8 protein-coding genes are annotated in these 16,447 nt (G+C 67.0%); 5 read left to right on the top strand and 3 right to left on the bottom strand.

The features are described from left to right. Nucleotides 1-115 precede the first annotated feature (115 nt). Both ND747_RS00150 and ND747_RS00145 read left to right on the top strand, forming a co-directional pair. Nucleotides 116-844: an aspartate/glutamate racemase family protein gene (locus ND747_RS00150; protein ID WP_251730826.1), complete on the top strand. Its 729-nt coding sequence runs from the start codon at nucleotides 116-118 to the stop codon at nucleotides 842-844. Nucleotides 845-984: 140 nt separating this feature from the next. Next, nucleotides 985-1,170 (top strand): hypothetical protein, encoded by a 186-nt coding sequence (locus ND747_RS00145; protein ID WP_251730825.1) that lies wholly within the window; start codon nucleotides 985-987, stop codon nucleotides 1,168-1,170. A 53-nt stretch (nucleotides 1,171-1,223) separates the two neighbouring features. On the opposite strand, the gene fxsT (ND747_RS00140) is transcribed toward ND747_RS00145, so the two are convergent. Together fxsT (ND747_RS00140) and ND747_RS29605 are read right to left on the bottom strand one after the other, a co-directional pair. Then, nucleotides 1,224-5,216 carry an FxSxx-COOH system tetratricopeptide repeat protein gene (gene fxsT / locus ND747_RS00140; protein ID WP_251730824.1) on the bottom strand — a complete coding sequence of 1,331 codons (3,993 nt, stop codon included), beginning with the start codon at nucleotides 5,214-5,216 and terminating at the stop codon, nucleotides 1,224-1,226. A gap of 8 nt (nucleotides 5,217-5,224) precedes the next feature. Next, nucleotides 5,225-6,871 carry a TIR-like protein FxsC gene (locus tag ND747_RS29605; protein ID WP_251730823.1) on the bottom strand — a complete coding sequence of 549 codons (1,647 nt, stop codon included), beginning with the start codon at nucleotides 6,869-6,871 and terminating at the stop codon, nucleotides 5,225-5,227. A 697-nt stretch (nucleotides 6,872-7,568) separates the two neighbouring features. On the opposite strand from ND747_RS29605, the gene ND747_RS00130 reads away from it, so the two are divergent. Further along, a complete protein-coding gene (locus ND747_RS00130; protein WP_251730822.1) occupies nucleotides 7,569-8,789 on the top strand; it encodes an FxsB family cyclophane-forming radical SAM/SPASM peptide maturase in 1,221 nt (406 codons plus the stop codon). 2 nt (nucleotides 8,790-8,791) lie between these two features. Next, complete coding sequence (locus ND747_RS00125) at nucleotides 8,792-10,828, top strand: HEXXH motif domain-containing protein (protein WP_251730821.1); 2,037 nt, start codon at nucleotides 8,792-8,794, stop codon at nucleotides 10,826-10,828. 29 nt (nucleotides 10,829-10,857) lie between these two features. Here the strand turns inward: ND747_RS00125 and fxsT (ND747_RS00120) are convergent, their stop codons facing one another. After that, nucleotides 10,858-13,440 carry an FxSxx-COOH system tetratricopeptide repeat protein gene (gene fxsT, locus ND747_RS00120; RefSeq protein ID WP_251730820.1) on the bottom strand — a complete coding sequence of 861 codons (2,583 nt, stop codon included), beginning with the start codon at nucleotides 13,438-13,440 and terminating at the stop codon, nucleotides 10,858-10,860. A gap of 713 nt (nucleotides 13,441-14,153) precedes the next feature. On the opposite strand from fxsT (ND747_RS00120), the gene ND747_RS00115 reads away from it, so the two are divergent. After that, nucleotides 14,154-16,391, top strand: coding sequence for a tetratricopeptide repeat protein (locus ND747_RS00115; protein WP_251730947.1), 2,238 nt, complete (start codon nucleotides 14,154-14,156; stop codon nucleotides 16,389-16,391). The last annotated feature ends 56 nt before the right edge of the window (nucleotides 16,392-16,447 follow it).

Here is a 16,447-nt window from a genome sequence, read left to right as displayed (position 1 = left end):
TGGCTGTGTTCCTCCGCCCCGTCCGGCGTCATGCGGCTGTGGCCCATGGCGCCGGACCCGTTCTCTGGACCACCTTCTGCTTTCTTTCGGACTTCTCCTGGACGGTCGTCGCGTCATGCTCATCCGGGTCATCAATCCGAACACCACTCAGGCCATGACCAAGCTGATCGGCGAATCGGCCTGCCTCGCCGCCGGACCAGGCGTGCAGGTCGAGGCCGTCACCCCGGCGATGGGCCCGGCCTCCATTGAGAGCCATTATGACGAGGCCCTCAGCGTCCCGGGCATCCTCAGCGAGATCGCCGCGGGGGAGGCCGCTGGCGCCGCCGGCTACGTGATTGCCTGCTTCGGTGATCCGGGTGTCGACGCCGCCCGTGAACTCGCCACCGGCCCGGTGCTCGGCATCGCCGAGGCGGCGATGCGGGCCGCGTCCATCCTCGGCCGGGCATTCAGCGTCGTCACCACGCTGGACCGCACCCGCGGACGCGCACGCGAGCTCGTCGATCGTTACGGCCTGCGATCCACCTGCGTCAGCGTGCGAGCCTGCGAAATCCCAGTCCTTGACTTGGAGGCAAAGCCGTGCGCGCCGGACCGCATCCTCGCCGAGTGCCGCGCGGCCCGTGACGACGACGGCGCCGATGTCATTGTCCTGGGCTGTGCCGGTATGGCTAATCTATGCACCCTGTTGTCCGCAGACCTTGGTCTCCCCGTGATCGATGGCGTCTCGACCGCCACCGCGATGGTCACCGGACTCGCCGCTCTCGGTCTGCACACAAGTCGTCGCGGGGAGTACGCTCCACCTCCGGTCAAGGCCTACACCGGCCTGCTATGCGGCTTCGAACAGTGACCGGCCACTGGTTCGGTGACGTCGTGCCGCAGAAATTTGGGCTGGCGGTCGGGCCACCTCCAGATGGGTGCGAGCAGTGGCCGTACGCTGCATATGTCAGTGTGCGGTCAGAACAGGTAGGAACGGGGGCGGGCGGACGCATGGTCGGCTGGCCGGACGAGATCGAGACGGGGTTGCCCGATCTATCCAACGTCGGTCTCGCCACCCTCGACACGTTGTCGAACGCGGCGCTGGCCCGAGCCGTCCTGCGAGTGGAGAGAGACGCGGAAAATCCGGCCACGCCCGCTGCGGGATTCATGTCCCGCATCGCCCCCGAGCTGTCCTGACGCGTCGCCGACCGAGATGCCGTCGGCGGTGAGACGTCGGCTGGCTGGGCGGATCAGGGCGGCGGCGGGTCGATTTCCAGATCTACGCGTTCGCCGCGGCCGACGGCTCCCACAAGCGGATGGTCGGCGCCGATCGACTCGGCGAGCGAAGCCAGCACGCTGGTACGCAGAGTCTCGGCCGTGCCGGGCTCACCTGTGGCAGCCAGATCCACTGCCAGATTGGCGTTGACCAGCAGTGTATTGGGGTGATCATCGCCCAGCCGGTCCCGCAGCCGTGCCGCAGCCTCTTCGTCCAGCGTACGGGCAACGGCGGCCTCGTCCGCGTCGTAGCGGCAGTTCGCCAGGTTCGCTGCACAATAGGACGAAAAGGGGTGTCCGTCCGGTAGTAGCGCGCGCAGCCGGGCAACAGTCGGCTCGCCCACGGCGGCGGCCGCGGTCGGCTCGCCCGAGCCTCGGGTGGCCACCATCAACGCGTTCGCGGCGGCGTGGGTGTAGAGGCTGTCCGCGCCCAGGCGTCGCTTGGCTCGTCGGTGGGTTTTTTCCGCCAACCGGCGGGCACCGACCGGATCACCGGTGAGGCACAGGTCGTTGACGAGACCGATGGCGGCGGCGATGCTCTCCGAGCTGTTCTCGCCGACCAGAGCCTGGAACTTTTGCAGTGCTTCCTGGGAAGTGTGCCAGGCGGCGCGTAGCTGGCCGGCCCGGCGCAGCGAGGTGGCGTAGTTCCGCAGTGAACGAAGAGTGTCAGGATGATTATCGCCGAGCACACGTCGGCAACGGGTGAGGGTGTCCAGCAGCAAATCCACCGATTCTCGGTAGCGACCGCACTCTCGCAGATCTCGGGCGTGGCTGTCGGCGCTCTGGAGTGCGTAGATCGCGTTTTCGCCCACCGTCCGTCGTTGCCTGGTGTAAACATCCTCTCCAATCTCCAGCGCGAGGCGGAACTCGCCGGTCAGCCGCAGGGACACCGCGATGTTGTTGGCGAGCATGATGGCGCCCTGGTCGTCGAGGCTGCCGACATCCCGGTATCGGGCATATGTGTTCTCGTCCTGCCGCAGTGCCTCCTGATATTCGCCGAGACCCCTGAGATCTCCGCCCAGGGCCCGGCCCGCACGCAGGGTCAGCTGGTGATTGCTGCCGAAGATCCGGGAGAGCCGGTCGAACGCGGGTTGGTCAAGCCCCCGGGCGCGCTCCGCGAAACCCTGGGCACGGAGGCTGTCGGCGAGATCGAGAGCGAGGGTCAGAGTCCGCTCGTCATTGTCCCCGAACAGACCTTGCCAGATGTCGAGAGTGGTGCTCGCGAGGCTCTGGCAACCGGTGTGGTCACGCTGCTCGTAGAGCCACTGGACCTGGTGAATGACCAGGGTGGCCACCCGTCGATGCGTGCATCGGACGGCGCCGGAAGGCACCAGATGCGGCCTGATCATGGCATGGCGCGGCCAGTTCTCCGGCAGTCGGGACTCGCCGGGATCGGCCGCGGCCAGCAGTGCGTGGACCCGATGGCGGACCTGCTCCCGCCGGTCGAGCGGTAGACTATCTCGGATCACCGCTTGGACCAGCCGGTGCATGGCCAGGCGCTGGTTACGGTGATCGATGTGCACCAGCGCGTGCTCGCTGATCTGACGGACCGCGGCGCTCAGCACCAGAGGATCACGGAACTCCTCATCGACGGGGTCGGCCAGCAGCTCCAGGCCCTCTCCGTTGAAAAGCTCGAGGCTGATTGGATCCGGCCCGAAGAAAGCGCACAGCTCGGCCAGGCGGGCCGCCATCGGGAGCTGGCTGCGCAGTCGGTCCATGGACAGCAGCCAGGTGGTGGCCACAGGGCCGGAGTAGGTCGGGATCTCGCCTTCGAGCAACAGCGGGCGGGGGCTGTCGTGCAGCAGTTCCAGATAGCGCTCCGGCGCCATACCCGTTTCCGCATGCCAGGCACCTGCGTGTTCGAGGGCCAGCGGCAGGTCACCCAACGCCTCCGCGAGCTGCGTCGCCACCTCCGACGTAAGGGCCGGCGCCCGACGTTGCAGCAGCGTGATGCTCTCCTCGCGGCTGAACATCCCGACCTCGACCTGCTCGTAGCGGCCTCGCCAGCGCTGGTTGCGCGAGGTGACCAGAACATGTCCCGGGCCAGGCGGAATCAGGGCGGTCACGTCGTCCGGGGCGTCGGCGTTGTCGAAGATAAGCAGCCAGCGCCGGAACGGCTCGCCGCGACGCAGGGCGTTGATCACCTCGTCCGACATCTCCCGGTCCGCCTGCTCGGGCAGGCGCAGGTCAGTGGCCAGCCGGGTGAGGCTGCTGCGGACCAGGTCGACCTGGTCGCAGCCGATCCAGCACACCAGATCGTAGGATGCGCCGAACCGGAAGACGTACTCCACCGCGAGCTGGGTCTTCCCGACGCCCGCGAGCCCCTGCAGCACCTGGACGTTGGCCGGCCGGCCATCGGCGCCGAGGTAACGGTCCCGCAGCCGCAGCAACAGGGCCTCCCGGCCGATGAAGCTGGGATTACGTTCCGGCACCCCGCGCCAGACCTGGGGCGGCGAGCCAGGAAAGCGAACGGCACCCGCGTCGGTGGCGCGCGGGGAAAGTCGGGCTGCGGGCCGCAGCGGCCGGCCTGCGCGGGCCAGTAGCGTCTGGCGGGCCGGCCCCTCATCGAGGCCCACGAGGTCGGTGTAGGCACGGCCGGCGAACTCGGCCGGAAGCTGGAAATCCTCAATGCGCACCGGCAGCAGCGGGCCCCCCAGCCCGTCCGGGTCATCGGAGACGGCCGCACGCCACCGCTTCCGCGCGGCCTCGGTGGCCAGGTAGGCGGACGAGACCAGCGCCACTGTGCGAAACATCCGGATGGGGCCGGTGGGCGCGGGCGTGCCAGCATCGTCGCCGTCGCCGAGGAGGTCGAATCCCCGATCGGGGAGATAAACCAGCGCCGGATCCAGGGACTGACCGAGGTCGCTGACCTGCTCCAGACTGACGGCGAAGCCAACGCCGGTCAGCTCAACCGAGATCCAGTCCGCCCAGCTCCGGTCGCTCGCAACGTGGCTGACCACGATCTCGGTTGGGATCGGAGCCACCGTGCGCTCGAAGACGGCGAGCGCGCGCCGGCGCACCCGTTCCTCCATCGGGCGGAACGTGTGGATCTCCCGGTCGGTGAGGTAGGTGGTGAGCCGCTCGTAGGCGGCCAGCAGGGTGCCTTCCTGGAACGGTCGGTCACCGAAGACCGCCAGTATCTCCTCGTAGGCGTAAAACGGTTTGTAGGGAACCTCGACATCTCCCCAGTAGCGATCCTTCTCCGCACCGCTGAGATCGTGAAGATACTGGTCGAATGTTGCACGTGCCAGGTCTCGACCGAGCTCGAGCTTCTTCTGTTCCCCGTCCTCCACACGCATGGGGACGGGTAGCAGGGCGATCCGGCGAATCTTTTTCTGCGCCTCGATCGATCGCGCGACGGCAGCTGCTCCCTCGATGCTCTGGGTGTTGAGGGTGAAACAGTTGACCACCGTGTCCGGCAGCCCGACCGTACAGATTCCGGCTGTGTCGCTCAGCCCCGTCCGGCTGTCGATGAGGATCCAGTCGTAGGACGACCGCATGTTCTCGCCCAGGGCGTCGATAAAGTCGGCACCGTTGTGTGACTCATAGAAGTTGTCCCAGTCGAAGGAACTCAGTTTGCGGGAGTAGGTGGCATCATGGCGGCCGGAGCAGACCAGGTCGATGGTGCCATCTCCGGGAAAGGGCCAGTCCAGCGAAACGGCGTACGGTGCGATCGAAGTCATCCGGTCGAACCAGTCGGTGTCCCCGTCGGACTCCGGCGACATCACCATGGCGGTGAAATCCCAGATCATGTCCATGATGCCACGCGTCGACCGCAGCTCCGGGTCGTGATGGAACGGATGGAAGTACCGATGCAGGCCCGGTGCCTCCAGGTCCCAGTCGACGGCCAGGACCCGCTGGCGGGCCATGGCAAGCAACCAGGCCACATTCGCCAGTGCCATCGACCGGCCCGTGCCACCCTTGTAGGAATAGAACGTGATGATCCTGCCTGCGGCGTGATCATTCATGAGAGGCGTCACCGCGGCCCTTCGATCGACGGGCGCGGGCGGGGACGAGAGCCCGCCGGACGGCGAAAGGCTCTCTTCCGGGCGAAGATACGCGCCTGTATGCCGGCGATAATCTTCGCCAGCGCCTCTTCGAACTGGTGCGCGGTGACCTCGTCCTGAAAAAGACCGTCCAACCGGATCATGTTGTTCGACAGGGTCTCGGCGAGCTCGGCCCGCAACCGATCGTGATGCTCCCGCGTCTCTTCGTCGTCCGGATTCCACGGCACCATGACACCGGTGGTCGGCTCGTTTCTCCGGTCGTACGCGCGCAGCTCGGAGCGAAAAGGTTCCATCGTCGCCGTCCACACATCGATGATGAAGACGACAACCTCGTTGTTATTCCGTGACTGTTCGAGCAGGCCGACAACGCTCGGGGTGAGCATCTCGATCCGGGATTCCATCTCCTGGCGGGCAGCGACAAATTGCGCCGCAACGCAGACCCGCCGATCGGGGTGCGGGTGGTAGGGCTTCCAGTCGGCGAAGTCGTGCCCATAGTAGACAAGGTGCTGTCGCACGTTGGCGAGCTGGCTGCTGGAAGTGACCACCAGCACGAAAGTGACGCGCTTCGGCCCGCTGACTCCACTTACCATGCCGAGACTCGCGAGCCGGTCTTTGGTGTCGACGGGTGGCAACTGCCGACCATGGTTGTCAGAATACCCCTCCACTGGTCCACCGGTGGGTTTTTCGGTAGCCGGGTCCCCGACGGCGTGCTCCTGCTCGGTGTCCGTTTCCTGGTCCTGGCTGGTGGACTGCGCGCCGCCAACCTGGTCGGCCGTGGCTGTCATCTCGCCGCGAGCGCCGCCGATCGAGCCCGGTGCCGCTGCGTCCTCCGGGTCCGGCCGGGCCTCCTGCGCCGCGGCTTCTCCACCCGCCTCCGCGCGGGGCCGCCGGGTCAACCCCGGAAGCATCGGCTCCGCGGCTGTCGAGCCCGAAGGCATCAGTTCCGCAGGCCTCGGTCCGGAAGGCTCTGCGGAGCCGGGGCGGCCGGAGCGCCGGTCCCGCCGTTCGAATGCGTTGCCGATCTCCGGAAAGTGCGGAAGATCCGTCAACGGCGGAAGCTCTATGGCCAGGGCGAGCTCGACTATGCGGTCCGCCAACATCACGAGAAAGTGCTGGTACTGGTCCCGGTTGCGCTTCAGCTGCAGCAGGTACCGCAGGCCGTAGCGGGCGTAGTCCGCGCCCAGGTCCTCGTGGCTGTACTGCAGCTCGGCGAGGATGGGCGGCGGGTGCATCGGGATCCACATAATCGGCAGGATGAGCGGAGCGCGACTGCTTCCTTTCTCTTCGAGCTGCCGAAGCCGGTCGTCGAAGAACTCCCACTCGCGTCCGCAGTTCTCACTGGCGAAGAAGGTGGGCGAGCAGATCGCGACAAAGGTCCGCGCCCGAGCCAGCGCGGCGACGAGCTCCGCCGACCAGTCGTCCCCCGGCCGCAGGCTCGACCGGTCGAGAAAACCGACCTCCTCGGCCCGGGCGTGGCCACAGCGCACCCTGACCTCGTGACGTAGGTCTCGGAAGAAGCGCAGGAGGAAGGTGCCGTCGTTGCTGTCCGGCCGAGCGTAGCTGATAAAGAAGTAGAGCGGTGGCTCGCCCGCCGCCACGGGCTCAGCGGCGGTCACGGGCCGTGGATTCGCCGCCGCCGTTCTTTCCCGACCGCGACGGTGAATCCTGCCGGAGGATTCTGTCGATCTTGTTTGCCACCCGGTACCCCCTGTCTTCCCGGTGCGGTGGATCGAGTCATCCCGGAGTACCGTGCGCTCGGCCCCTTACTCTCACTACTAAGTGCGAAGAGAGTCTACGTCCCGGCCTCTCGTCCGCGTTCGTTGTCCTCCCGATGATTGCATCGATCGGGCGGCGGCGAGCCGGTTGGACGGCCGTCGGGGATCCTGCAACCGTTGCGCTCCGGCACTCCGAGCGGCCCACGAGCATCGCCACCCGGCCCGGTGCGGGCAGGCGAAACCGGCGAACGACGGGTTCCCACGCCCGGTCGACCACCGGTCCACGGACGGGCATCGCCGTTGCGCCCGCCGGACCCGGTCGATCGGAATGCGCGCGCCACACCGTCGGCCGGGATAGATTGGAGGACCTGGACGGCGGAGGAGGTCCACGGGTGAACGAGTCGTCCGACATCGATACGTACCAGCCCTGGGTGACCAGGCTCCCCTCGGAGGAAGAAGCGCGTAACCCACGATTGCGTTCCGCCCAGCTGCGTGTCTGCCGTGAGGCGATGCAGCGGGAGGCTCCGTCCAGCGGGTTCAGCTCCCGCATTCACCTTGGCGGTTGACGGCAGTTCGAAACACCTCTGTGACACCACACATGGACACTGGCGCCGCGGTCGGCTGGCCATACGGTGTGCCCGGTCACCTCGCACCCCGGTCGGCCGGGTGGGTGCCGACGCCATTCCGGCAGTTCGTCCTCAAGGTCCGAAGCCGCTGCAATCTGTCGTGTACCTATTGCTATGTTTACAGTCAGGTCGACGAGAGCTGGCGTGACCAGCCTGTGGCGATGAGCGAGGAAATCGTCACGGTAACGGCCGGCAAGATTCTAGATCATGCTCAACGACACGGCCTCGAGTCGGTCGAGATCGTCCTGCACGGCGGTGAGCCGCTGCTGGCCGGCGCAGACTCTCTTCGCGCGGTCGCCCGGACTTTCCGCGATGTCGTTGAGCCTTTCGTTTCCGTTCAGTTCAGCGTCCAGACCAACGGCACGCTGATGAGCGATCGGATTCTCGAGGCCTGCCTGGCCGAGAACATCCAGGTCGGGGTGAGTCTGGACGGTGCCCTGACACACCACAACCGGCGGCGACCGCGTCACGATGGTGCGGACAGTCTACGGGAGACGACCGCAGGTCTGCATCGGCTGACCTCGGCCCGGTTTCGGCCCGTCTTCGCCGGGCTGCTTGGTGTCATCGATCCGTTGTCGGATCCGCTCGAGGTCTACGAAAGCCTGCTCACGTGGGAGCCACCGGCCGTCGACTTCCTCCTGCCGCACGGAAACTGGACGGTCCGCCCGCCCGGGCGCCCCGCGGACGAGCAGCTCACCCCCTATGCGGACTGGCTGGTCCCGTTGTTCGACCGGTGGTATGACGCGGCGGGCGAGGAGGTCGAAATTCGGATCTTTCAGGAGATCATGGTGCTGCTGCTCGGTGGGCACAGCCGGCTCGAGACGGTGGGTCTCTCTCCGTCCACGGTGATCGTGGTCGAATCGGATGGCTCCATCGAACAGGTGGATGCGCTCAAGTCGGCCTATCACGGTGCGGCTTCCACCGGCCTGAACGTGCTGAATGACGGGTTCGACCAGGCACTGCGCCATCCCGGCGTGATTGCCCGCCAGATCGGCCGCGCGGCGCTGGGGGAGCAGTGCGGCGAGTGTAGAGTGCGCAACGTCTGTGGCGGTGGCTTCTATCCGCATCGGTACCGTCGCGGCGACGGGTTTCGCAACAGATCGGTCTACTGTCCCGATCTGCTCGCCCTGATCACGCACATCGATGCACGCGTCCGTCATGACCTTGAACGCGCGCGGGTCCATGCCCGGTGAACATGCGATGGCATCGGCTGCCGGGCGCGGCCTTCGACGAGCTCGCCCACGGCGGCGGCGGACCGGAGATTGTCCGGATGCTGTGGGCGACGCAGCTCAGCCGTCGCCTACTGGTGCTGCGTGCACTCATGGACGATACGGCCCAGCGCGCCCCGGCCCTGCTGGCACGAAGCGATGTGGCGCATAGTTATGCCGTACTCGCACAGGCACAGCAGCGGTCGCAGGCAGTGGTCGACGCACTCCTGCTGTCACCGGGCGTCGGGTTGTGGTCGATGCACTGCCTGCGGCGGTTGCGTGGTTCGGTGTCCGCCTCGGTGCCCTTGGAGGAGGACCTTGCGGGACTGGGCGCGCTCGCCGCCGTCGCAGCCCTGCGCAGCGGTGTCACCGCGGAGGTCACGGTTGTGCTGCGGGACGGCGGCCTGTATCTGCCGGGCTGTGGGCTGATAACAGCAACTTTCTCTGGTTGGGCGAGGGCCAGCATGACTGACGGGGTCATGCGGCTGTCGGCGGCGCCGGGTGTGGCGATCATTCAGACGGATGCCTCGAGCACCGTCCCGCTTCCTGCGGGCCGGCCCGGCAGCGAACCGGCGCCGGGTGTCACGCCGCTGCCTGCCGCGATCGCTTCGGTCGTGATGGTGCCCGACGGCACAGCGCCAGACGCCACCGGGCCGGACGACGTGGGAGCGGATGGTGCGGGGCCGGCCGGCAGCGGGTTGGTGACCACGGGGATCCCGGACGGGCCGCGGGTCGGCTTTATCCCGGTCCGCCGACTCGTCGCAGGGGCAGGCACCGCCCAGCTCGCCATCGTCTTAGACGATCTTGACCCGGCGCGGTTGATGCTTGATCTTCCTGTGGCATCCAGCGGTGCCGGCGAACCAGCCGAGCTCTGGCAACAGCGGCTCACCGAAGGATGGCGGCTGCTGTCCGAGGCAGACCCGCAGCGCGCCATGGCGATTGGCAGCGGCATGGCCGCAATCTTTCCGTTGCGGCCGACGGATCGGGAAGCGGAGCTGAGCGCGTCGTCGGGCGAGGCCTTTGGCGGGCCGGCGATGACTCTCCCCAAGGACGGTTTCTCCTTCGCGGCCGCCCTGGTTCATGAGTTCCAGCACAGCAAGCTCTCTGCCCTACTGGATCTCGTGGATCTTTTCGACAGTGGGAGCAGCCGGTTGTTCTATGCGCCGTGGCGCAGCGATCCTCGGCCGCTGTCCGGATTGTTGCAGGGAGCATATGCATTCCTCGGTCTCGTTGGCCTGTGGGACTCCTGCCGCCGTCTTGACGCGGGATCGAATCACGCTCACTTCGAGTTCGCCCGCTGGCGAGAGGAAGTCTGGCGGGTTGTCGTCGAGGTCCGGGCATCGGGCGAGCTGACCCCGCTGGGTCGGCGGTTCGTGGCAGGTATGCAGAGCGCGGCTGCCGCCTACCGACGGACGACGGTGCCGGCTGTGCCGCTGCGGCTTGCTCACCAGGTGATCGCCGACACCCGTCTGCTGTGGCGACTGCGCAATCTGGAACCGGCGCCCGAACAGGTTGACCGTCTGGCTCAGGCATGGGTGGACGGAACCGCCGTGCCCGATCTGATGATCCGTACGACGACGGTGCCGGCGGCCCGCGGCCTCGTGCATAACACCCGCCTGGCCCTGATCCACCGGCGGCTGGCCGACCCGACCGGGTTCAAGGCTACCGGGATGAACGGGGTGGAAAGCGGTGCAGCTGAGATGGGTGGGAGCCTCGACGACCGGCACGTCGACCCCGCGGTTTCCCCGGCCGATCTGGCCTTCGGCTTCGACCAACTGGATGTGGCCGCCCATGCATATAAAAAGGAAATAGCCCAGAATCCGGACCATCTCGACGCGTGGGCCGGGCTCGTCCTGTGCCTGCGGGACGTCCCGTCGGCCGCAGGCCGCCGGCTACTGGAACGACCAGAACTGGTCCGCGCGGTGTATCACGGCATTGAGAACCTCACCGGGACCCGGGTCGACCCCGAGGCCCTCGCTGCCTGGCTGCCGGTCCCACGCGGATCCGTGGGCCGGGTTCCCTGAGTCGCGAGCGAGCTCCACGCGGGAGGAGCTCAGAGCGGGGGCGGCTCGAAATCGAAATCAAGGCGTTCGCCGCGCAACCCGGCCAGAACGTCCGGATGGGATTCACCGAGGACCCGACGGTATCGCCGCATCGTCTCGTCGGTCAGAACCTGGGCCTTCTCATCGTGGCCCGTCGCTGCCATGTCGAGCGCAAGGTTGGTCGCACAGACCAGGGTGTGCGGGTGATCCGGCCCCAGCAGATCCCGAAAACTCTGCAATGCTCCTTCACCCATGACCAGTGCCTCGTCGGTAGCGCCGAGACTCGCCCGCACCGTTGCCAGGTTAGTGACACAGGTGAGGGTGTAGTGATGGCCGCTGCCGAGGCGCCGCTCCAGTCCGGAAAGAGCGTGCTTCAGGAGCTGTTGGGCCTCTTCGACCCGCCCGAGCTGGCGGTGAATCAGCGCGAGGTTCAGATCGCAGCCATAGGTGAAGGGATGATCTGGACCAAGAACCTCCCGGTAACGCTGCACGGTCTTTTCGATCCGGTCGGCTGCCTCCTGTGCATCGCCAGCGACTCGTTGTGCGTTACCCAGGTTGATTCCGGCGGCCAGAGTGTCCGGGTGCCCAGCTCCGAACTGCCGGCTGTCCGTGTACCGGGCGTACACCACCTCGGCGAGGTCGAGGGCCTCGGTGAAACGTCCGGCCTTCCGGCGGGCCACCGAAAGATCTTTCGCCTGGAGAAGTACATGGACGTGGTCCTGCGGCAGGACCTGACGACCGACCAGGTCGAGGTAGATCAGATAGGCCTGTTCCGCGGTGCTCACGGCTTTCAGGTACTGGCCCGCCTGCCGCTCGCAGCGGGCGAGCGCCGCCACCTGGAACGCGACCCACCAGTGGTCGTCACGGCCGAACAGGTTCCGCCGTTCGGTCAGGGTCTGCTGGCACAGTTCCAGTGCGGCTTCGTAAGCGCTGGTCATGCTGTAGTCGATGGCCAGGTTGTTGGCCGCATTGAAGGTGCGGTTGTCGTCGCCGAACACGCGACGGTGTCGATCCAGGGAATCCTCGTCCAGATCGCGTGCCCCCTGGAAATCGCCTCGTGCGCGCAGGTCCGCACTGTGGCCGTTCAGGATGACGAGGGTTTCCTCGTGGTCCGCGTCGAGGACGTCGGTGATGGCATCCAGCGTCGGCCGGCGCAGCTCGTAGGCTTCCTCGTATCGGCCGAGCGCCCAGAGAATGTCGGCCTTGATGCCCTGCAGGACGAGCACATCAGGATTGTGGCTGCCGGAGTCGGCCATCCAGCGGGCGAGGGCGCGGTCCGCCTCGGCCAGGCCGGTGGTGAAGTCGCCCACGGCGAAGAGATAGCCGACAATGTGCTCGAGCAGCTGGCGTCCTGGCACAGAATGGGCGGTGTAGACCTCGGACGGCACGATGTGTGGCAGCAGTTTGGCGAAGTGTGGCCATTTCTCCGGGTCGCCGGGGTCATCCGGGTCGGCCGCAATCAGCAGTTGATGGACCTCCGCGCGCAGCCGGCGCCGCTCCTCGTCCGAAAGGTCATTGCCGATCATTTTCTGGACGAGCCGGTGGACCTGGACGGTCTTGCGGCTTGGGTCGATACGGGCGAGGGCGTACCGGCCGAGCTCTCGCATGGCGCGGCTGACCAGGAGACGGTCCCGCATGGCGGTGCCGAACTCGGAGTCAAGAATGTACTTGCCGCGGTCCAGGATCTCCAGCGAGATCGGTTCGGGACCGAGAAAGGCACATCGGCGGAGCAGTTCGAGGGCGAAGGGAGCCTGCTCCTTGAGTCGACTGACCGAGAGACTCCAAGCCGCGGCGACCGGGGCCGGATAGTCCATCGGTCGGTTCTCGGCCAGCACCTTTCCGGATTCGGTGCGCAGCAGGTCGAGATATTCGCTGACCTCCATTCCTGCCTCGAACTGCAGCGCGCCGGCCTGCTCCAGCGCCAGGGGAAGATCTCCGAGCTCCTCGGCGAGCTGGTCCGCATCGACAGTGCTGATTCCCGGCACCCGACGGCGGAGAAACTCCAGGCTCTCCTGCCGGGCGAACACGTCGACCTCCAGCGCATCGACGAGGCCCTGCCACTGCCGGTTACGCGAGGTGACGAGAACATGGCCGGGCCCGTGTGGCATGAGGCTTCGAACGGTCTCGGGCTGGTCGGCATTGTCAAAGATGAGCAGCCAACGCCGGTACGGTTCGCCCCGGCGCAGCGCATCCAGCACTGCGGCCGCGGCATCCTCCACCCGCAGCGGGCTTGGCTGCATGAGACCGAGTCGGCCAGCCAACGCCGCGAGATGGGATCGGACCAGCAGATGCTGGTCCGCCGGGATCCACCAGACCAGATCGTATTCGTTCTGATACTGGTAGGCATATTCGATGGCGAGATGGGTCTTGCCCACCCCACCCATACCCTGGAGCGCGTGCGGTAGTACCGCGGTTACGTCGAGATCGCCCGAGCCGAGCCGACGCCGCAGCTCGACGAGCAGATCAGCTCGCCCGGTGAAATTCTTGTTCCGCGGCGGAACATTCCCCCAGATGACCGGAACATTGCGGCCCCAGGAAAGTGAAATGTCGGAACTCTTCTCCTGGACCGGATCCGGCTCCAACTCCGAGGCCACTCTATACCCCCGCAATCTCGACCCACCACGGCAGCGTGCTGCCTCGCGGTGCGCCGTCGGTCATCAACGTTGCCGCCTGCGGGGTGTGCATTATACTACACCCCATTGTGGGTGGAGGGAAGCTTCGCTGCTTCCCTCGTGTCCTCAACCTGCCAGGACGTCGTCCCGGCTGTTTGCTTTTGAGCTACCTCACCGACTCCGCTCCTGTAGGTCAAGCGGGCATCGGGTACAGCTGCTCTGGCTGTGCCTCGGACCAGGGCCTCATCCGTCCTCGCCGACATCTTGTGGACATCGTCCGCGTGTGTGGACGATGTCCGTCCGGGTGTACCGAAAACCGTACAAGCTTCCCCGGTCGCGTGCAGGGCAACGAGGTTGTCCCATCCTTGTCGTCGCTGCCGCTGGCCGCCCGTCGGTGCATCGGCTGCTCCTGCTCCTTCGGCTGCTCCTGGCCTGTTGCGGTGCACGTCCGATATCCTGCGTGGGGCGTTGGTCGAGAAATATCAAGGGGGATTTGCGTCACGTTGTTTACTGGTGTGTAGCTCGTCCCGCCTGGGCGGTCGCACGCTGGCCATTTCCGGAGAATTTTGGGTGGCTGTCATGGCGAAATTCGGGTTGATGTCGATCATCGTGAACAGAGCCTTCCAGTTGGGTGCGGATGCGCCCTTCCCTGCTGGATACCGGCCACGCGAACGTGGTGATCAGGTGTGCGCGTGATGGTTTCCCTGCGGTCGGTCCGCGCGGATACCGGTCCCGGTACGGGACTGGGCCCGCTCCTCGAACGGGATGCCGGCGTGTTCTTCGGTCGGGATGCGGCCACCCATGAGGTGCTGGCACTCTGGCTGCGCTGCCGGCTTGTGGTCCTGCACGGATCGGCCGGGGTTGGCAAGTCCTCCCTGCTACGGGCCGGTATCCTGCCGAACCTCGCCTCCGTCGAAGCCAACGTTCTTCCCGTCGGATATTTCGACCAGCCGGGCGAATCCGCGGGAAGCACGGCCCCGCCCGCTGATTCCGGACCGGATGGCACGAGCCCCGCCGCGGCGCACGGTTCGATTGATGTCGCGAATCCCTTCCTGGTCGCACTGCTGCGCTCCTGGTCGGCGGACGAGCCATCGTCCCCACTGCTGGACGTGCTACGCCGTGTCACCGAGTCGGAAACCGGTGGCGGGCGAGGCGCCACGATCGGCACAGCTGGGGACCATCGCAGGGCGAGTCGACCGATTCTGGCCGCGATCGACGATTTCGACGATCTGTTCCGGGCGGACACGCCGCGGCTGGAGGCGAACCGCGAACAATGCATACAGGTACTAGCGGCGGTCATGGCCGGTCTACCCCAGCTCAATCTGCTTCTGGTGGTGCGCAGCGACGCGCTGGGTGCGCTCGCCCGGTTCGAGCGCCGCATCACGAACGGTTTGCCGGTAACCCGGGTGCCCGTGGAGCCGTTCGACCTGCCAACGGCGGGCATGGCTCTGGCCGAGTCACTGCGGGCCCGCGGTCGCCGGCTGGGCCCGGGCGTCGTCGAGGCGTGTGTCGAGGATCTACGCACCAGTCGGGTCATCGATGCCACCGGGGCCGAATCGATTCTGGTGGCCGACCGGGTACAGCCGGTCTTTCTGGTCCTGTTGGCCGCGGCGATTCGCGGTCTTGCGTCCGCGGATGCGTCGAGGGACGTACCTGTGCCCGCAGATGTGGAGGACGGTTCGGTCACGCTTGCGGACCTGGGCTCGTCGGGTGGCGTGGACGCAGCTCTGGGTGGCTACCTGACCTCGGCGCTGCTGGCGGTCGCCCAGGCGCACAATCTCGACGACGCATTCGTGCGCACCTGGCTGACTCGTACCTTCATCACCGAGCGGGGCCGGCGGGGCAGCGTCGACGAGGGCATCGCGTCCACCGCCGGTATGCCGAACGCGGTGCTCGACGATCTCACCGGTCGGTACGTCCTGGCCAGCGAACAGCGTTCCGGTGCCCGCCGCTTCGAACTGTTTGACGATCGCCTTGTCCCGGCACTTCAGGCGGCGTTCCCGCAGTGCCTTCGCGCGGGCGGCTCGGCCCCCGAGACCGATGCCGATGACCTGCTGAACGCGGCGCTGCTCCATTTCGCCGACGGCGACCTGACCGCAGCAGGTGAGCTTGCCGCGGAGGCGTTGCGCCAGGGGTCGGCGGATCCCGGTCTCGGCGATCCGGTCGTCATTCAGACCGGTGCTGTTGGCACGTCAGAGTTCGCTGAGGCGTTTCGACGGGTCCGTACGCTCGCCCGGACGGTCGAACTGCGGGCGCAGATCGACGAGGCTCATGAACAGCTGGAGGCGGCCCGCGGGGGCTATCGTGAAGCGGCCGGTCTCTACGAAGCCCTGCCCGATGCCGAGGCCTCGGGTCGGACGCTGGCTGCCGTCGGGCGGCTGCTGCTGCAGGCCGGCTGGTATGGACGGGCGATCGAGGATCTCCAGGCCGCTTCCCTGCGGCTCCCCGGCGACGTGAACGTCCAGGCCGATCTCGCTCGGGCCCTGTGGTACAGCGGACAACCGTGGGCGGCCACCGCGATCTACTCGACCGCTCTCGGAATAGCGCCCGGGGCGGTCGCGGCGCTGGCCGGACGGGGCCGGCTGCGCGCGGAGCTCGGTGACGACGCCGCCGCTTTGGAGGATCTCGAACGATTGGCCCGGCTGTCTCCAGACCTGGCCCGTACCGCGCTGCTGCGGGCGGCCCGTGCTCTCGTCCTGGCTCGACTGGGCCGCTTGGAGGAAGCCGGCCGGGAGGCAGCCGCTGCGCTGGACGCGGAGCCGAACAGCGGGGAGGTGCTCTGGCGCGCGAGTGGGGTGGAGCGGGCCCACGGCCGGGATTCGCAGGCCGACGCGCTGCTACGGCGCTCGCTCGACGCCCGGGAACCCGCTCTGCTGCCACATCAGCAGGAGCGGGTTGAGCAGACGCTGCGACGTCCGGGAGCCATGGCCTGAAGCACCGATCGTCTGCCGTCTGACCTTGACCTTCAGTAACGAGTGCAAAGGGGTAA

Source organism: Frankia sp. R82 (assembly GCF_023716925.1).
Lineage (GTDB): Bacteria > Actinomycetota > Actinomycetes > Frankiales > Frankiaceae > Frankia.
The sequence above is the reverse complement of the archived record's forward strand: the minus strand, read 5'-3'. Positions and strand labels throughout refer to the sequence as shown.